The sequence below is a fragment of the Streptomyces sp. LBL genome (genome assembly GCF_029893585.1).
Classification (GTDB): Bacteria; Actinomycetota; Actinomycetes; order Streptomycetales; family Streptomycetaceae; genus Streptomyces.
The window spans coordinates 27,534-45,286 of the sequence record NZ_JARXYX010000050.1 but is presented as its reverse complement, the minus strand read 5'-3'; the positions used below and the strand labels follow the sequence as shown (position 1 = coordinate 45,286).

Below are 17,753 nucleotides of genomic sequence, written 5' to 3'. Positions count from 1 at the left end.
GTCCGGGCCGGCCTCCCGCCCCGCGCTGAGCCTTCTCCGCCCCGCGCTGAGCCTTTTCCGATCGCCCTGAGCATCCGGCCCCACCCTGCGCCTCCTCCCCTCGCCCTGAGCGTCCCGCCCCACCCTGCGCCTCCTCCCCTCGCCCTGAGCATCCGGCCCCACCCTGCGCCTCCTCCCCTCGCCCTGAGCGTCCCGCCCCACCCTGCGCCTCCTACCGCCCCACCCTGAGCGACCTGGTCACCCCTCCACCCGGATCCCCAGCGCCCCCGCCAGCACGGGCGCCAGATCCAGCAGTTGGGCCGGGCTGATCACCGCACCCGCCAGCCGGTCCACCCCGCGTGCGATCTCCAGCGAGGCGACGCCGCGCAGGTCGACGTCGCTCAGCGTCGCCGCGGTGAGGTCGACGCCCTTCAGGGTGCAGTCGACGAACTCCACGCGCTCCAGGCGGGCGCTGCCGAAGTCCGGTTCGACCAGGACGCAGCTCTCGAAGACGACGTCTCTGAGGCGGGCCGTGCGCAGGTTCAGGTAGTCGATCTTGCCGCCGCGGATCAGGACGCGCTCCAGGACCGCTCCGTGCAACTGGACCCCGCCCATGCGGGCGTCGATCACCGCGACGTCCCGCAGGGTCGCCTCCGCGAGGTCGGTGCCGACGCCGCGGGGGCCGGTGAGGACCGAGTCCAGGAAACGCGCGCGCGTCAGCCGGGTCTCGTCCAGCGCGCATCCCGTCAGCGCGCAGTCCATGAAGCGGGCGCCCCTGCCGTCCTGCCCGACGAAGTCCGCCTCCTGGAACTCCAGCCCGTCGTAGTCCCCCTCCGGCTCCAACTCCCCACCGCCGTATGGCTCCAGCGGAGGCAGCCGCACCGCCGGCCGCCGCGCCGCCTTCACCCCCGCCCGGCCGGAACCGCCACTCCGCGCCGAGCCGCCACTCCCTGCCGACCCACCGCCCCGGCCCAAGCCACCACTCCCGCCGGAACCACCCGTCCCGCCCACCGCTCTCCTCGCCATGCCCCCATGCTGCACCCCGCCACTGACAATCACCCTGACCTGCGAAGACGCCACCCATGTCACATTCCGGTCGCCACAACAGTCGTAGGGAGAGAAAGAGAAAAAAGAGAAAGACGAGAAAGCGGCCCCGAACCGAGGGAGACCCCAGACATGCACCGCATCACCGTCATCGGCGGCGGCTTCGCCGGACTGACCGCGGCCATCACCGCAGCCGAGGCGGGCGCCAAGGTCACCGTGCACGAAGCCCATCACACCCTCGGCGGGCGGGCACGGACCGCCGAGGGGGCGTACCGGACGAACGAGGGACCGCACGCCCTCTACAACGGCGGTCCGCACTGGGCCTGGCTCCGGCAGCGCGGCCTGATCGGACCGCTCGCTCCCCTCCCCCCGCTGGAGGCGGCCCGGTTGCGGCTGCGGTACCAGGGCGTCCTGCGCCGCACCCCGCCCTTCGCGATGCTCAAGCTGCTGCGCCGAAGTGCCCGCGAGGCACCCGTCGACGTCGACTTCCTGACCTGGGCCGCTGAGCAGGCGGGTGAGGAGGGCGCCCGGGCCGCCGCCCACTACTCCGCCGTCGCCCTGTTCCACCACGACCCGGGCCGCCTGTCCGCCGCGTTCGTGCAGGAACGTCTGCGCCGCGCCACCAAGCTCCCGCCCGAGGCCCACTACCCGCGCGGCGGCTGGGGCACGGTCATCGACCGGATGGCCGCCCGGGCCTGGAACCTGGGGGTCCGGGTGGAGACCCTCTCCCGCGTCGACACCCTCCCCACCGACACTCCCGTCGTCGTCGCCACCTCCCTCGACGCCGCCCGGCGACTCCTCGGCGACTCCACGCCGACCTGGACGAGCGGCCGTACGACGCTCGTCGATCTCGCCGTGCGCAGTCGGCGCGGCGACGCCTTCGCCGTCTCGGACCTCGACTCCCCCGGCTGGATCGAACGGTTCACAGCGCAGGACCGGTCCCTCGCCCCGGCCGGCGAGCAGCTCCTCCAGGGACAGATCCCGATCGCCCCGCACGAGACGAAGGCCGACGGCGTCGCACGCGCCGAACAACTCCTCGATCTCGCCTTCGAGGGCTGGCGGGAGCGCGTCACCTGGCGGCGCACGGCGGTCGCAGACGGCCGTACCGGAGCCGTCGACCTGCCGGGGACCAGCTGGCGCGACCGGCCCGCGATCGACCGCGGCGACGGCGTCTATCTCGCGGGCGACCAGGTCGCCGCCCCCGGCGTGCTGTCCGAGGTGTCCTTCAACAGCGCGCTCACCGCGGTCTCGCTCGCCCTCGGCCGGCACACCCTCGACCTCAAGCAAGCCTGAGGTCGAAGAGTGGGCCCTGACCGAGCGGGCCCGACCGAGCGGGCCCGACTGAATGTGTCCTGACACAACGCCCGCCCCGACAACGTCCTGACCACAAGAACACGCACCCAGATGACCGGAGATGCAGTACGCCCCGAATCGTGGTCTTCTGACCAGATGAGTGTCACCCGCACAGGTGATTCAGCGGACGCCGATCCCCGGCGCTGGTGGGCCCTGGTGATCATCGCGCTCGCGCAGCTCATGGTCGTCCTGGACTCGACGATCGTGAACATCGCGCTCCCTTCCGCACAACGCGACCTGGGCATGTCCGACGCCAACCGGCAATGGGTCATCACCGCCTACACCCTGGCCTTCGGCGGCCTCCTTCTGCTCGGCGGCCGCATCGCCGACCTGGTCGGCCGCAAACGCACCTTCGTCATCGGCCTGATCGGCTTCGCCGCCGCCTCCGCACTCGGCGGCGCGGCCGTCAACCCGGGCATGCTCTTCGGTGCCCGCGCCCTCCAGGGCGTCTTCGCCGCCCTTCTGGCCCCGTCCGCGCTCAGCCTGCTCACCACGACCTTCACCGACCTCAAGGAACGCGGCAAGGCGTTCGGCATCTACGGCGCCCTCGCGGGCAGCGGTGCGGCGATCGGGTTCCTCGTGGGCGGGCTGCTCACCGAGTACCTGAACTGGCGCTGGTGCCTCTACGTCAACGTACCCATCGCGGTCGCCGCCGTCCTCGGCGCGCTGGCCCTGCTGCACGACCGTCCCGGCCACCCAGGCGTCCGCCTCGACGTGCCCGGGGTGCTGCTGGGCTGCGGCGGACTGGTCGCCATCGTGTACGGCCTCAGCGAGGCCCAACCGCGCGGCTGGACCGACCCCCTGGTCCTGGCGCTGTTCGCGGTGGGCGTCGTCCTCCTGGTGACCTTCGTGTGGTGGCAGTCCCGCGCGCCCAGTCCCCTGCTGCCGCTGCACATCGTCAAGGACCGCAACCGCGCCGGCTGCTTCCTCACCATGGGCCTCGCCATCATCGGCATGTTCGGCCTGTTCCTGTTCATGACCTACTACCTGCAGGTCATCCTCGGGTACTCGCCGCTGAAGACCGGCCTGGCCTTCCTGCCGCTGACCGCCGCGATCATCATCGGCTCCACCCAGATCTCGGCCCGGCTCCTCAACCGTGTGGGCCCGCGCATGCTGATGGTCCCCGGCATGATCCTGGCGTCCGGCGGCATGATGATCCTCACCCAGATGAGCGTCGACTCCGCGTACGCCACCGAGATCCTGCCCGCCCTGCTGATGATGGGCCTCGGCATGGGCCTGACCTTCATGCCGGTCTTCTCCACCGCCACCGCGGGCGTCGCCCCGCAGGACTCCGGGGTCACCTCGGCGACCCTCAACACCTCACAGCAGGTGGGCGGTTCCATCGGTACGGCCCTGCTCAACACCATCGCCACCACCAGCGGCACCGCCTACGTCACCGCCCACCTCACCGACCCCGCCCGCCGGGCCCTGGTGCTGAAGGAAGGCGTGGTGCACGGCTACACCGTCGCCATCTGGTGGGCCGCCGGCATCATGCTCCTGGCCGGCCTGATCGCGGGCCTGATGGTCACGGTGAAACCCCCGAAGCACGGCACCCCCGCGAACACTCCGGTGCCGGAGTCGGTGGCCTGAACCCGGGGCAGGGGGGACGCGGAGCAGAGGACGCGGGGCAGAGGACGCGGAGCAGAGGACGCGGGGCAGGGGCAGGGCCTGGCGGAAAGTCACCCCCTGTGAGCAGCGAGCGCCTCCTTCGGATCCCACGCCCCTCCCCGCCCCCGCGTCACGGGATGACACGCGAACCCGGTCAGCAACGACACGAAATGCCCGAAGTCCGTGAACGTACGCCCCACCACGAGCGGCACCCCGTACACGAGCAGCACCACCGCCAGATACCCGTACCGCCACGGCCGCGCGATCCGGTACACCAGTACGCCGACCACCCCCGCCAGCGCGTAGCTCACCCCGATGTCCATCGTGTCCGCCGTCGACGCAGGCGCCCTCCCGTCCCACATCGCGACCAGCACCGCGCTCTCACTGATCAGCGACGCCAGCACATGCGCGGTCACACACACCACCAGCCAGCGCAGCGTCCCCAGCCAGCGCTCGGCCGGCGCGTGGAAGACGCTGTAGAGGAAGACGTACGGCAGCCAGTTCCCACCGTCGATCAGCAGCGCACTCGCGACCAGCACCCGGACCGGGTTCTGCGACAGCCCCTGGATGTTCGTCGACCGCTCCAGCAGGAACTCCCGCTCGAAGTCGGGAGACATGTGGTGCACCGCGACGGTCGTCACGAACAGCAGCGCCAGCCAGACGTACGTACCGGGCGCACCGCGGACGTACCGCACCACCCGGTTCGGACGCCCGTCAATTCGCATGAGGCGATTCACGCACGCAAGTAACGTCCCGTACGTGATCGACATTCCGCACGGACTGGCAGCGGCACAGGAGAAGTACAACGGCACCGCGGGACGCGCCTTCATCGCCCGGCTGCCCGACCTGGCCGCGGACTTCCTGGACCGCTGGGAACTACGGCTCGACGGCCGGCCCATGCACGGCGTCTCCGCCCTGGTCCTGCCCGTCGTCCGCCGCACGGACGACACCCCGGCCGCCCTGAAACTGCAGCTCCTCGACGAGGAGAGCCGGGGCGAACCCATCGCCCTGCGCGCCTGGAACGGCGACGGAGCGGTACGCCTCCTCCGCCACGACGAGCCCACCGGCACCATGCTCCTGGACCGCCTCGACCCCACCCGCATGCTGTCCCAGCTCCCCGACGCCCGCGAAGCCGTCCTGATCATCGCCCGGCTCCTGGCCCACCTCACCGCCACTCCCGCACCCCCCGGCCTGCGCCGCCTCGGCGACATCGCCCGCACCATGCTCGACGACACGCCTCCGGCGCTGACGCGCGTCCCGGACCCCGAGTCCCGCCGCCTGCTCACCGACTGCGCGGCCGCCCTGCGCGAAGTCGCCGCCGACCCCGGCGACCGTCTCCTGCACTGGGACCTCCACTACGAGAACGTCCTCGCCGCCGACCGCGCCCCCTGGCTCGCCATCGACCCGAAACCCCTCGCCGGCGACCCCGGCTTCGAACTCCTCCCCGCCCTCTCCAACCGGTTCGACCCCGCCGAGATCCGCCCCCGCTTCGACGCGATGACCGACGTCCTCGCCCTCGACCGCGCCCGGGCCCGCGCCTGGACCCTGGGCCGGGTCCTCCAGAACTGCCTGTGGGAGATCGAGGACGGCCGCCCGCTGCAGCCGGAGCAACTGGAGATCGCCAGGCGCCTGCGGAACCCGGGCGACCAGCCCCGTACTTCGCGGGTCACCACGACCCGCGAAGTCCGGGACCAGCGTTGGACTAGCGTGACAAAATGATCCGTCCCGCCACCCCCGCAGACGTCCCCGCCCTCCACACCCTGATCCGCGAACTCGCCGAGTACGAGAACTCCCTGGCCGATGCGAAGGCAACCGAGGAGCAACTCCACCAGGCCCTCTTCGCCGACCACCCCGCCGCCCACGCCCACCTCGCCGTGGACGACACCACGGGCGAAACGGTCGGCTACGCCCTCTGGTTCCTCAACTTCTCCACCTGGCGCGGAGTCCACGGCATCTACCTGGAGGACCTCTACGTCCGCCCCACCGTCCGAGGCGTCGGCCACGGCAAGGCGCTCCTCGCCGCACTGGCCCGCATCTGCGTCGAACGCGGATACGCCCGCCTGGAATGGGCCGTCCTGAACTGGAACACCCCGTCGATCGCCTTCTACGAGTCCATCGGCGCCCGCCCCCAGGACGAGTGGACCGCCTACCGCCTGACGGACGAGGCCCTCACCGCCCTCGGAACCGGCCCATGACCTTCCTCCCGGGCCTGGAACTCTCCCGCCGCTTCTGGACCGAAGCCGTCCGCCCCTTGCTGGAGCAGGCCGCTCCCCGAATCCCCCATTCGGCCGCGCGCATCGGCAGCGGCTCGGAGGTCCTCGGCTTCGACACCCCCCGCTCCGCGGACCATGAGTGGGGCCCACGCCTCCAACTCTTCCTCCACCCCGAGGACGTCCGCCACCACGCCGAGCGCCTCTCCGTGTTCCTCTCCGAGCACCTCCCGAAGACGTTCCTCGGCCACCCGACCCACTTCGCTCCCACCGAGGAACCCCACGTCCGCGTCATGCGGGAGACCGACGGCCCGGTCCACCACCGCGTGAACATCACCGACGTACCCACATGGTTCACAGCTCACCTCGGCTTCGACCCGACCACGGGCGTGCCCGCGGAGTCCTGGTTCTCGACCCCCGCCCAACTCCTCGCCGAAGCCACCGAGGGCGCCGTCTTCCTGGCAAGGTCACTACGGTCGAGGCTCGGTTGGCCGAGATCACCGGACGTTACGGGTCCGACAGTCTGGTCGGGCGGTTCATCCGTAGGGCGTCGCCGGACATCGGTGCAGCCGTCGGCCGGGTGGAGGCTGCCTTGGCGGTTCAGCCCAGATAGGGGTACGTGCCGGCGAGGTAGTCACCGATCTGCTGGCGCATGCTGGGGTGGATGTCGTACTGGTCCAGCTCGCTCGGCTGGACGTAACGGACGCCGTCGGCTTCGTCGTTGATCGTGGGCTCGCCGCCTACGGGGCGGCCGATGTAGGTGTTCTCGTACTACTGGCGGATCTCGCCGTCGGTGTAGGCCACGATGTGGTTCGGGTTCGTGTAGACCCCCAGGAAGCCTGTGATCTCGGCGATGATTCCGGTCTCTTCCAGGCATTCACGCACGGCGCACTGGGCCGCCGTCTCGCCGATGTCCTGGGCGCCGCCCGGCAGGGCCCATTGGCCGGTGTCCCGGCGGCGCTGGAGGAGTATGGCGCCGTTGTCGTCGACGACGAGCAGGTTGTTGGCGGGGATGAGCGTGTTCGCCTTGGGGGCCTTGGGGTCGTTGTAGTACTCAGTCCTGCCCATGCGGCGAGGGCCCCTCCTGGTCGGGTGTCCAGGGCCGTGCGGTGGCCCAGACAGCTTCGAAACTCTGAGCGTAGTTGCCGAACCAGCCCGCCGTGTCTGCTCTGCGGAGATGGAGGAGGGGGTTGGCGCTGGCCGGCTGGCCCCAGATGTGCGGGTTGATCAGAAGGTCATCGTCGTACCGGAACATGGAGGTGTAGAGCGTGGTGTCGTGCAGCCTCACCTCACAGCCGGTCTCGGACAACAAAGGCCGGTAGTAGGTCAGGGAGGCGCGGATCTTGGCGGTGAGTGTGTCGCCGATTCCCTCTTCGTGGCCCCGGATTGCTGCGGCCTGGCCCTTCGAGTCGCCGAAGCAGAGCCGCACTCGCACCCCGCTCGATGCGCGCTCGGCGAGCATCTTGGCGACGTGAGGGTTGGACTGGGCGAAGAAGGTGCCGGAGAAGACGAGGACGCTGATCTGCTCCTGGGCGCCGTTGAGCAGCGACAGCCATGTGTCGCGCGGGACGCTCGCCCGGTTCTGGTAGGTCCCGACCAGCTCCTGCCCGGCCCCAGCGAGTTGCTGCGGCGTGCTCGGCGCCGGCATGGGCCAGAGGAACAGTTCCTCCACCCGTAAGTGCTTGGCGACGCGAAAGCGGTGGCGGGGATGGGGAACGCGCCCGCCGAGCCACCGGCCAACGGTCTTGGGGTCCACCTCGCAGACTTCGGCGAGTGATTCAGGTGGGATTCCGCGCTGGGCGAGCACGGAGTGCAATCGCTCGTTCACAGGTGCCATACAAGCCGAGACGGTCAGGAGCGGCAAGGACGTTTCGGGACGTTTCTCAGAAGGGAGGGGGCAATGACCGCTGTATTTACGCTGGGTGCATGGAGCTCATCGTCCTGTGGGACATCGACCACACCCTCATCGAGAACGCCGGGGTCAGCAAGGAGATCTACGCCGCCGCTTTCAGGGCCTTGGCGGGAAGGGCGCCCGCCGGGCCGGCGCGAACGGAAGGGCGTACTGACCGGTTGATCATGCGCGACATGTTCCAACGGAACGGCCTGGCCGAGCCGGACTGGACCGCTATCGAGGGGGCGCTATCCGGCGCAGGGGAGGCGCGTCTCTACGATCTCAGCCGACGGGGGACAGCCCTTCCCGGCGTGCGGGAAGTCCTGAAGGAGGTCTCCGTACGCAGCAGTTGGGTCTCGTCGGTGCTCACCGGCAATATCGCGGACAACGCCCGCGTGAAGGTCGCGGCCTTCGGCCTTGATCCCCTCCTAGACCTGCCAGTTGGCGCCTACGGGGCCGACGCCCTTCAGCGCCCCGACCTGGTCCCTGTCGCCCGGGAGCGTGCCCAACGGCTGCGGGGCGCCCCGGATGGCGTGCCCGTCGTGCTCGTCGGAGATACCCCGAGGGACGTGGAGGCCGCACTCTCCACGGGCTCCGAGATCATCGCGGTCGCCTCCGGCGTCCACAGCCCCCAAGAGCTGGCAGACGCCGGTGCCCATACGGTTCTGCCCGATATGACGGACACCGGCCGTGTGCTCGGGATTCTGGAGGCGCTCTCCGCCCGCTGAAACGTCCCAGGACGTCCTCGGAGCGTCCCGATACGCGGTGACGGGGTCCGTACCTGTCCGGCCAATATCAGGTCTCCCACCAGGCAAGCGCCTCGAAGGAGACCCTCGTGATCAGCGAAGTCACTGGGATCCGCAGGATCCGGATGCTGTACCTGCAGCTGCTCTACCGCTGCAACTTTGAATGCCTGCACTGCTTCCATGGCAAGCGGCTCCAGCACGCCGACGCCTTCACCACGGACGAGGCGGTCAACCTCCTCACGCTAATGCGTGACGAGTACGGCACTGAGGCGGTCACCCTGCTGGGCGGCGAGCCGTTCGTCTACCGCGACCTCGCCCAGGTCGTCCGATACGCCAAGCGGGACCTGGGTATGCGGGTCGAGATCTGTACCAATGGCTACCGGATCGAGCGTCGGCTCACTGAGATCGCTCCCGACCTGGACCTGCTCCGGGTATCGCTGGAGGGCATCGGCACGACCAACGACAAGATCCGCAAGTTCGGAAGCTACCGGAGTGCCCTGAGCGCCCTCGAAATCGCCCAGCAACTCGGCGTCCGGGCCGGCGCGACCATGACGGTCACCTCACGCAACATGGACGAGGTCCTGCCGCTCGCCCGCACGTTGCAGCACCACGGGGTGGAGCAGCTGAAACTCCATTGCCTTCGGCCTGTTGGCAACGCAGCGGATCACCCCGAGCTCCTCGTGAACGACGCCACGGCCTACACCCGTCTGCGGGAGGGCCTGGCCTCGGCCGAGCTGGACATCGAGGTGATCCTCGACGAGGACCTGTCCGAGCGGGGTGCGCCGGATGCCTGCCTCCCTGCCGGGGGCCCTGTGGAGATCGAGCGGATCGAGGCCGACCCGCGCGGCGCGCTCACGATGTCCTGCAAGGCTGTCGGCAAGGACTCGCATGCCTTCTGGTACGACAAGCTCGCCGATCACATCGACCACCGGCCGTCCGCCACCGACGAGCTCACGCTGGCGGTGCCGGACGTGGTGTACGGACGTGTCTGACCCGGCGTCGTTCGAGTCCGTCGAAGGGCTCCGCGGCGCCGGCAAATCCACGCTCGCCCCCATGCTCGCGGCTGCCCGTGGCGCGGTGCTGGTCCCGACCGTGCCACCCGCCTACCAGGCACTGCGGCAGGAGGTCGACCGGCTGGGAAACGCAGAGGCACGCATGTGCTTCTACCTCTCGGCCCTGTTCACCGCCACCGATCAGATCCAGCGGTACCTGTCCGCCGGCACCCCGGTCGTCGTCGAGAGCTACTTCGCACGCTGCCTGGCTAACCACCGCGCTTTCGGAGCCCGCCTCTCCGTACCCCTGCCGCCAGGCATCCCGCGTCCCGTCACCTACTACCTCGCCTGCGCGGAGGACGAGCGCCAGCGCCGACTCGCCAGGCGCGACAAGCCTGTCTCGCGTTGGGACGCCCTCGCCGAGATCACCGCAGACAAGATCACCGACGCCTACACCTCGTTCCCGATGCACCGCGTGAACACCACTGGCCTTACCCCTGACGAGGTCCTCCGAGCCGTCCTGAGCACCCACCCGCAAGGAGAGCAAGCCAGTGCAGACACCCAGCATGTGGCGGCACACCCTCACCTTCTTCCCTCAGTTCCTCGCCGCGCTGAAGGAGCGTACGGAGCCTGACTCCACCGTGACGGTCATCGGCGCGAGCGACGGCAGACTCGTCGTGCCGCTGGCCGCAGCCGGCTACCGCGTCATCGCCATCGAGCGCGACCCGCTCGCCCTCCACGGCGGCGAGGTCCAACTCCCGGGTGACAGAACCGGTCACGCGATGGGCATGATCGAGCGGCTGAAGCAAGAAGGGCTTCACGACCGTGTCCAGGTCGTGGAGGAGGACTTCCTCGTCTCCGAACCCGTCACCGCCTCCTGCGACGCTGTCTGGACGAGCTGCTCGTGGCATTACAGTGCCAACCACCACCGGCCGTTGGGCGAGTTCGTCGACCGCATGCAGCGCCAGGTCCGGCCCGGCGGTCTGTTCGGCGCGGAGTTCATGATGCCCCTCACACAACGCCACCACGTGCTGGAGCACTACACATCCCCAGAGAAGCTCCGGCGTTACTTCATCGGGGACTGGAACGTCCTGCTCACCCTGCGGACCAACGAGTTCACCGAGCAGGCGCACGTCGGACAGCTGCAGGACCACAACCACCGCATGGGCCTTCTCTTCGCCGCCCGTGCGTCCGCCCCCTCCTAGAGCTACGGGAAGAAGGACCTAATGAAGCACGAGTACGAGGCCAAGTTCCTCGCCGTCGACGTCGCCGGCCTCCAGGCCAAACTGATCGCGCTCGGAGCCGTCAAGGCGTTTGAGCGCACCCTCCTTACCCGGAAGATCTTCGAGAACGACGCCCTCGAAGGCAGCGCCTGGGTCCGTCTGAGGGACGAGGCCACCCGCTCCACGCTCACACTGAAGCAGGTCACCGATTACACGACGATCGACGGCACCACCGAGATCGAGACCGAGGTGTCCGACCTGCACGCCATGGCCGAGATCCTCCGCAACGTCGGCCTGCGCGAAGTCCGCTACCAGGAGAACTACCGCGAGGAGTGGCGCCTGGGCGAAGTCGCCTTCGACTTCGACACCTGGCCGGACCTCCCCACCTTCGTCGAGATCGAAGGGCCCGACGAGGCATCGGTCCGCCAGGCAGCCGCCCTGCTCGACCTCGACTACACCGAGGCACGATTCGGCAGCGTCGACGAGATCTACAAGAGCGAGTCCAACCGGGACATCCTCGCCGAACCCACGCTCCTCTTCGCTGACGCCGACAAGCAGGAGCAAGCCGGGGCGGCTGCACCGAGCGAGTGATCTTGAGAACCGAGCGTGTTTATGGAACTGACCGTGACGCCGCGGGTCGTACCCGGCATCGCCGAGTTCGCCCGCGGCGGTTTGCCCGCACCCGCGGACACCGACGACGGCAACAGCTGGACCGATGGGTACTGCTGGCTCTACTGCGGCCAGCGCTGGACTCGTGTTCTATGGATTGGCCCCGTGAGTGTGGCCGGCGTCCAGGCAGCGATGTACGCCTGTGGCCCGTGCGTCCGGGCCCTGCAAGAGCAGGTCTGGCAGGCCATCCTCCTCCACGATGAACCGTCGTGTCCGGTCCCGTTGAGAACGTTCGCGACAGCCGAGCAACTTGGCGGACGCCGCGTTGGTAAGCATCGTGCGCGGGGCGGCCTGCTGCGTCGTGGGTGAGGCCGATGGCAGAACTAAGTAGCCCCATGACGTCTCTTCACAGCGAAGGATCCGCAATCAGAAGTACGCCGACTGTTGGGCCGGGCACCACGCATGGTGCCCGGCCCAGCAGGGACACCCTCCCATTCACAGCCACCACCAGGGCATTCGGACAGTTCCAATAACCGACGTCACCATTAAGCGTCCTGCCCCACGTCGGCAGGAGCGCCGCCGAGGCCACCGCGAAGCTCGTCCCCCTCCAGCGCAAGGCCGAGGCCGAGAAGGCGGCACCCAAGGCCGCGAAGAAGGAGAAGGCCAAGAAGGCTGCGGCCAAGAGCGCCGACAGGCCCAAGGGCGCCAAGCCGAGCAACAAGGCGAAAGCCCAGGCCAAGGAAGCCGTGAAGGCCAAGCGCCGGAAGCCCAAGAAGTAGGGGTCCCTGAGCGGCTCCGCTCAGGGACCGCTCACGCAGGCCCTCCCGGCGCGCCCCGGCCATCCGGCACACCAGCCCCGGAACAGCAGAAACCCCAGGTCACGGGCTATGTGACCTGGGGTTTCGTGGAGCCCCCTGTCGGATTCGAACCGACGACCTACGCATTACAAGTGCGTTGCTCTGGCCAGCTGAGCTAAGGAGGCCCGCACGCGTCGGACCCGCATGCGCCCGAGCAGTCTACCCATCCCGCGGACCGGCCCCGTCGAGAATTTCCCCGAAGTTCACACTCCTCCAGGTACTGACAGCCGGGCAAACGCCGGGTACCGTCCTGACCCAGTTCACTCGTGTGGACTACACCACCCCGGGCCCTGTCCGGGGCGGCTCACCACCTTCCTACAACGGATCGTCCGGCACGTTCCTGCCGGTAGAAGGGGGCCCTTCATCATGGCCACTGTCTCGTTCGACAAGGCGACCCGGATCTACCCGGGTTCCACCAAGCCCGCGGTCGACGCTCTCGAGATCGACATCGAGGACGGGGAGTTCCTCGTCCTGGTCGGTCCGTCCGGTTGCGGCAAGTCCACCTCGCTCCGGATGCTCGCGGGGCTGGAGGACGTGAACGGCGGCTCCATCCGTATCGGTGACCGCGATGTCACGCACCTGCCTCCGAAGGACCGGGACATCGCCATGGTGTTCCAGAACTACGCGCTCTACCCGCACATGTCGGTCGCCGACAACATGGGCTTCGCGCTCAAGATCGCCGGCATCAACAAGGCGGAGATCCGGCAGAAGGTCGAGGAGGCCGCGAAGATCCTCGACCTCACCGACTACCTGGACCGCAAGCCGAAGGCCCTCTCCGGTGGTCAGCGTCAGCGTGTCGCCATGGGTCGCGCCATCGTGCGTGAGCCGCAGGTGTTCCTCATGGACGAGCCGCTGTCCAACCTGGACGCCAAGCTCCGTGTCAGCACTCGTACGCAGATCGCGTCGTTGCAGCGCCGTCTCGGCATCACCACCGTCTACGTCACCCACGACCAGGTCGAGGCCATGACGATGGGCGACCGGGTGGCCGTCCTCAAGGACGGTCTGCTCCAGCAGGTCGACTCGCCGCGCAACATGTACGACCGCCCGTCGAACCTCTTCGTCGCCGGCTTCATCGGCTCCCCCGCGATGAACCTGGTCGAGGTGCCGATCACCGACGGTGGCGTGAAGTTCGGCAACAGCGTGGTGCCGATCAACCGCGAGACCCTGAAGGCCGCCTCCGACAAGGGTGACACCACGGTCACCGTCGGCGTCCGCCCCGAGCACTTCGACATCGTCGAGCACAACGGTGCCGCAGCCGCCGCCCTGTCGAAGGACAGCGAGGACTCCCCGGCCGGTCTCGCCGTCTCTGTGAACGTCGTCGAGGAACTCGGCGCCGACGGCTACGTCTACGGCAGCGCCAAGGTCGACGGCGACCTCAAGGACCTGGTCGTCCGCGTCAGCGGCCGCGCGGTCCCGGAGAAGGGCGCCACGCTGCACGTCGTACCGCGCGCGGGCGAGACCCACGTGTTCTCGACCTCCACGGGCGAGCGCCTCTCCGACTGAGGACAGGCGGCACCACCCCGGGTGATTCACCCGCGTTGACGAAGAGGGCCTCGCAGACCGCTGCGGGGCCCTTCTTGTTGTCGACAAATACCCCGGCAGACCGGTCATTTCGAGCACTGTGCGTCAACCACCAGCCCACCAAAGGCGCCACTTAGTCCCCCGAACCGGTGACTGAATGTCGCCAAATCATCACCCCACGCTACCCTCACACGCGTGAATCACTCCACGAACCAACCGACGCGATGCGGCCGGGGCCCCGCTCGCCGGATCGGCCGCTCCCTCGCCCTCGTTCTGCCCGTCGTCCTCGTGCTCTCCGGGACCCTCGCGGTCACCCGGGTCAACTGGTCGGGGGACTCCTCGAACTCGGTGCTCACGGCAGCGGACGCCACCCTGGCGGACGCCAAACCGCGGGCGCCCCGTGCCCCGCAGGACGTGCTGCGCGACCAGCTCCTGACGGAACTCCAGGAGAAGGACCCGGGCATCGCGCTCACGCACCTCCAGGAGGCCGTCAACGGCCGTCCCACGCTGGCCGGGCACTGTGCGTCCATCGCCCGGGCCCTGGGCCGCGCCGCGGTCCGTGTGTACGGGCCCACGCGCGCGCAGTCGTACGCCCGCCCGGTCTGCGACACGTCCTTCGCGACGGGCGTCGCGGCGGCGCACAACTGAGCGCGACCCTCCCTTCCCACGGGAGGGAGGCAACGGCTGATTGAGGAAACCCTGCCGGAAACCGGCCGAGGGCGGGGCGCCCCGTACAGTTCGGATCATGACCGATCCGAACGCCGCGTCCCGCCCCGTTCAAGCCGTGGTCCTGGCCGGTGGTCAGGGCTCCCGGCTGCGCCCCTACACCGACGACCGGCCCAAGCCGATGGTCGAGATCCCCGGCACCGGGACTCCGATCATCGGCCATCAGCTCGTCTGGCTCGCGGAAGAAGGCGTGACGGACGTGGTGATCAGCTGCGGCCATCTCGCCGACGTCCTGCAGAAGTGGCTGGAGAGCGCGGATCTGCCGGTGAACGTCACGACGGCGGTCGAAACGGAGCCGCTGGGCCGTGGCGGCGGCCTCAAGTACGCCGCCACGCACCTGCCCCACCCCGACCGGCCCTGGTACGCCACCAACGGCGACATCTGGACCCGTTTCTCGCTCCGTGACATGGCGGACTTCCACACCGAGCGTGACGCGGTCGCGACCCTCGCGTTGGCGCGGCCGCGGATTCCGTGGGGCGCGGTGCGGACGGACGGCTTCGGGCACGTCACCGACTTCATGGAAGCGCCGCCGTCGACGTTCGAGATCAACGCGGGTGTCTATGTCTTCTCACCGGAGTTCGTCGACCTGCTGCCCGAGCGCGGGGACCACGAGCGGACGACGTTTCCGCAGCTTGCGCGGGAGCGGCGGCTGGCTGGGTTTCCGATTCCGCACGGCGCGTATTGGCGTGCGATCGACACCGCTAAGGATCTGACGGAGGCGGCGAAGGAACTGGCTTCGCTGGGGCGTTAGGGGCGTCAGGAGGCCAGGCGGCCAGGCGGCCAGGGGGCCAGGGGGCCAGGGGGACGTTGCCGGGCGCCCGGCGCCGGGCGCGCTGTCGCTGATCGCGCCCACGCGCCGGAGCCGCACCACGTCACGGCCCCGCGCCCCTGACGACCCGGCTCCTGCCGGGCGTTGCCCACGGCCCCGCACTCCTGACGGGCGCTACTTCCGCCCCCGCACTCCCGACAGGCACGGCTCACCACCCAACACCCTGACGAGCGCTGCCTCCGCCCCCGCACTCCCGACAGGCACGGCTGACGGGCGCTGCTCCCGCCCCCGCACTCCCGACGGGCGTTGCTGTACCGCATGACCAAGGGTCCCGCACGTCATCCGTGCGGGACCCCGTCGTCGTATGGGCAATGGTTGGTTCAGCCGGCGGGCGTGCCCAGGATTCGGCCCACCGGCGGGGTTACCCCAACAGGCCGCCCACCAGGCCCGGCTGGGAGGTGGAGCCTCCGCTGCTGGAGCCGCCTGTCGAGCCGCCGGTCGAACCGCTGGAGGCGCTGCCGCCGGACGTCGGGCCGGAACTGGTACTGGGGGCCTGCTCGACCGGGGAGGTCGGCTGAGGCGGCGGGACCTGGCCGCCGGTGCCCTGGGTCTGGCTGGGCGCGCCGCCGCCGGACACGGTGCCGGTGTCCCGGGTGGGAACCGGGGTGGTGGCGTCGGCGGTCGGAGTGGCCGCTTGCGCGGTGGCACTCCGGGTGGGCGAGCCGGAGGCCGACGGGGTGGCCTTGCGGCGTTGGACGGGTTCCTGCGGGAGCGGTGAGCCGGGCAGTTCGTTGCGTGGGGCTTCGCCGGGTCCGGGGACGATCACGCGGTCGGCGTCGCGGACGGCGCCGCCGAGCAGCGAGCCGATCAGCAGGGTGATGCCGGTGACGATGGCGGTGATGAGGGCGCCGCGACGCAGGACGTAGCCGCGCAGGTCCCAGATGTCGGCGCGGGGGCCGAGACGCCGCCAGGCGCCGCCGACGAGGCGGCCGTCGACGGAGTAGACGGGGGCGCCGGCGATGATCAGCGGGGACCAGGCAGCGAGGAAGATGATGTCGGGGGCGTCGTAGGCGGGAAGGCTCTTCCAGCTGACGGTGACGAGGAGCGCGGCGGACAGGCCGGCGCCGACGACCGCGGTGACCCGCTGCCAGCAGCCCAGGACCGTGAGGACACCCACGATGACCTGGAGGAAGGCGATGACGAGCCCGGCGCCGACGGGGTGCTGGAGGGCGAACTGGCGCAGCGGTTCGGCGACTTCCCAGGGGTGCAGGGTGTTGAGCCACTTCACCATCGAGCCGCGTTCGCCGCCGTCGAAGTAGACCGGGTCGCAGAGCTTGCCCATACCGGCGTAGATGGAGATGAACCCCAGGAAGATACGCAGGGGGAGGAGGACCACGCCGAGGTTCATGCGGCGGCCCGGGTAGTAGGCGTGCCGGGCGTGGTCCTCGCCGTGGCGCCTGCCGCGCCGGTTCTCGCCGGAGTCGAGGTCGGAGTGGAGGTCGGAGTAGGGGTCGGAGTCGAGGTCGGTGTGGGGGTCGGAGCCGAGGCGGGAGTCGGTGCCGTTGTCCCCGTGTCCCTCGTATCCCCCGTGCTCCTCGAACTCGTCGCCCGTGTAGGCGAGTTCGTCGTAGGTGCTGCCCACGGTCCGCATGTTCGGCAGGAGTCGGGTGCCGTCGGCGTCGGGGGTGCGCTGGGCTCCGATGACCGGGGTCTCGACGGTCCGGGCGAGGTCGTCGTATCCGTCGTCGGCGTAACCCTGGCCGCCGTAGCCGCCGTTGGCGTCGACGCGGGGGATGACCTGAGTGGCTCCGGCGTCGGCGGTCGGGGCGGGTTCCTCGCCGTGGCCGACGCTGCCGCCCCGTACTGCCTGGAGCAGGCGGTGGGCGCCGGTGTCGTCGGGGGCGGACTTGCCGCTCCACACGACGGGCCGACGGCGGGAGCCGGCGCTCGCGCCCGGTCTGCCGGCCAGGCCGGCGGCAGGCATGCGCGCGGTGTCCTCGGTGGCGCCCACGTGCCGCGCGATCCGCGGGGACTGGGTACGCCGGGCCGACGCGCCCAACTGCACGCGGAAGCTCGCATGGTTGACGATGATCTGCGCCGGATCGCTCGGCACCTTCACCATGCTCAGCGCGGGAGCGTCGTCGAAGCCCGACGGGCCGTCCCCCGTGGGTGTGCGGGGTGTTCTGGTGTCCACACTCATCTAACCGAGTGATGTGTGGTTAGGA

16 protein-coding genes, 1 tRNA gene and 3 pseudogenes are annotated in these 17,753 nt (G+C 69.7%); 14 read left to right on the top strand and 6 right to left on the bottom strand.

The genetic code is table 11. The features are described 5' to 3' along the window. Positions 1-237: 237 nt before the first annotated feature. A complete protein-coding gene (locus tag M2271_RS39395; protein WP_280892276.1) occupies positions 238-1,005 on the bottom strand; it encodes a pentapeptide repeat-containing protein in 768 nt (255 codons plus the stop codon). Between the two features lie 150 nt (positions 1,006-1,155). Here M2271_RS39395 and M2271_RS39390 point away from each other — a divergent pair, with 150 nt between their 5' ends. Together M2271_RS39390 and M2271_RS39385 are read left to right on the top strand one after the other, a co-directional pair. After that, a complete protein-coding gene (locus M2271_RS39390) occupies positions 1,156-2,316 on the top strand; it encodes an FAD-dependent oxidoreductase (RefSeq protein ID WP_280892275.1) in 1,161 nt (386 codons plus the stop codon). 156 nt (positions 2,317-2,472) lie between these two features. Next, on the top strand, positions 2,473-3,966 hold the full coding sequence (locus M2271_RS39385; protein WP_280892274.1) for an MFS transporter: 1,494 nt from the start codon (positions 2,473-2,475) through the stop codon (positions 3,964-3,966). Between the two features lie 89 nt (positions 3,967-4,055). Here the strand turns inward: M2271_RS39385 and M2271_RS39380 are convergent, their stop codons facing one another. Continuing rightward, positions 4,056-4,709: a rhomboid-like protein gene (locus tag M2271_RS39380; protein ID WP_280892273.1), complete on the bottom strand. Its 654-nt coding sequence runs from the start codon at positions 4,707-4,709 to the stop codon at positions 4,056-4,058. Between the two features lie 34 nt (positions 4,710-4,743). Between M2271_RS39380 and M2271_RS39375 the strand changes: the two genes are divergently transcribed. The 4 genes and pseudogenes from M2271_RS39375 to M2271_RS39360 form a co-directional block, all read left to right on the top strand. Continuing rightward, positions 4,744-5,703 (top strand): aminoglycoside phosphotransferase family protein, encoded by a 960-nt coding sequence (locus M2271_RS39375; protein ID WP_280892272.1) that lies wholly within the window; start codon positions 4,744-4,746, stop codon positions 5,701-5,703. Continuing rightward, positions 5,700-6,179, top strand: a complete 480-nt coding sequence (locus M2271_RS39370; protein WP_280892271.1) for a GNAT family N-acetyltransferase — start codon at positions 5,700-5,702, stop codon at positions 6,177-6,179. Before M2271_RS39375 ends, M2271_RS39370 begins: the two co-directional genes overlap by 4 nt. Then, positions 6,176-6,652: pseudogene (locus tag M2271_RS39365) on the top strand (hypothetical protein); the annotation flags it as partial. The gene M2271_RS39370 and the pseudogene M2271_RS39365, both read left to right, overlap by 4 nt. Before the next feature lie 2 nt (positions 6,653-6,654). After that, positions 6,655-6,807: pseudogene (locus tag M2271_RS39360) on the top strand (phosphohydrolase); the annotation flags it as partial. Here M2271_RS39360 and M2271_RS39355 read toward each other — a convergent pair. Then, positions 6,795-7,262, bottom strand: a pseudogene (locus M2271_RS39355) (NUDIX domain-containing protein). The pseudogenes M2271_RS39360 and M2271_RS39355 sit on opposite strands and share 13 nt — an antisense overlap. Next, positions 7,249-8,022, bottom strand: a complete 774-nt coding sequence (locus tag M2271_RS39350) for an XRE family transcriptional regulator (protein WP_280892270.1) — start codon at positions 8,020-8,022, stop codon at positions 7,249-7,251. Before M2271_RS39350 ends, M2271_RS39355 begins: the two are co-directional and overlap by 14 nt. Positions 8,023-8,120: 98 nt before the next feature. Here M2271_RS39350 and M2271_RS39345 point away from each other — a divergent pair, with 98 nt between their 5' ends. From M2271_RS39345 to M2271_RS39325, 5 genes are all read left to right on the top strand, one after another. Then, the gene (locus tag M2271_RS39345) at positions 8,121-8,813 is read left to right on the top strand and encodes a haloacid dehalogenase-like hydrolase (protein WP_280892269.1); all 693 of its coding nucleotides are present in this window, start codon (positions 8,121-8,123) and stop codon (positions 8,811-8,813) included. A gap of 107 nt (positions 8,814-8,920) precedes the next feature. Beyond that, the gene (locus M2271_RS39340; RefSeq protein WP_280892268.1) at positions 8,921-9,823 is read left to right on the top strand and encodes a radical SAM protein; all 903 of its coding nucleotides are present in this window, start codon (positions 8,921-8,923) and stop codon (positions 9,821-9,823) included. Next, on the top strand, positions 9,816-10,457 hold the full coding sequence (locus tag M2271_RS39335) for a hypothetical protein (RefSeq protein ID WP_280892267.1): 642 nt from the start codon (positions 9,816-9,818) through the stop codon (positions 10,455-10,457). The genes M2271_RS39340 and M2271_RS39335 overlap by 8 nt, the downstream gene beginning before the upstream one ends. Next, entirely contained in the window at positions 10,375-11,028 is a 654-nt protein-coding gene (locus M2271_RS39330) for a methyltransferase domain-containing protein (RefSeq protein ID WP_280892266.1), read from the top strand. The genes M2271_RS39335 and M2271_RS39330 overlap by 83 nt, the downstream gene beginning before the upstream one ends. A gap of 21 nt (positions 11,029-11,049) precedes the next feature. Continuing rightward, positions 11,050-11,637, top strand: coding sequence for a CYTH domain-containing protein (locus M2271_RS39325; RefSeq protein WP_280892265.1), 588 nt, complete (start codon positions 11,050-11,052; stop codon positions 11,635-11,637). 923 nt (positions 11,638-12,560) lie between these two features. Here M2271_RS39325 and M2271_RS39320 read toward each other — a convergent pair. Next, a tRNA-Thr gene (locus M2271_RS39320) sits at positions 12,561-12,637 on the bottom strand. 241 nt (positions 12,638-12,878) lie between these two features. Here M2271_RS39320 and ugpC point away from each other — a divergent pair. From ugpC to M2271_RS39305, 3 genes are all read left to right on the top strand, one after another. Next, on the top strand, positions 12,879-14,015 hold the full coding sequence (ugpC, locus tag M2271_RS39315; protein ID WP_280892264.1) for a sn-glycerol-3-phosphate ABC transporter ATP-binding protein UgpC: 1,137 nt from the start codon (positions 12,879-12,881) through the stop codon (positions 14,013-14,015). Between the two features lie 213 nt (positions 14,016-14,228). Then, the gene (locus M2271_RS39310) at positions 14,229-14,681 is read left to right on the top strand and encodes a hypothetical protein (RefSeq protein WP_280892263.1); all 453 of its coding nucleotides are present in this window, start codon (positions 14,229-14,231) and stop codon (positions 14,679-14,681) included. A gap of 97 nt (positions 14,682-14,778) precedes the next feature. Then, complete coding sequence (locus M2271_RS39305; protein WP_280892262.1) at positions 14,779-15,510, top strand: nucleotidyltransferase family protein; 732 nt, start codon at positions 14,779-14,781, stop codon at positions 15,508-15,510. A gap of 439 nt (positions 15,511-15,949) precedes the next feature. Here M2271_RS39305 and M2271_RS39300 read toward each other — a convergent pair whose 3' ends face one another. Further along, positions 15,950-17,728, bottom strand: a complete 1,779-nt coding sequence (locus M2271_RS39300) for a DoxX family protein (RefSeq protein ID WP_280892261.1) — start codon at positions 17,726-17,728, stop codon at positions 15,950-15,952. Positions 17,729-17,753: the final 25 nt, after the last annotated feature.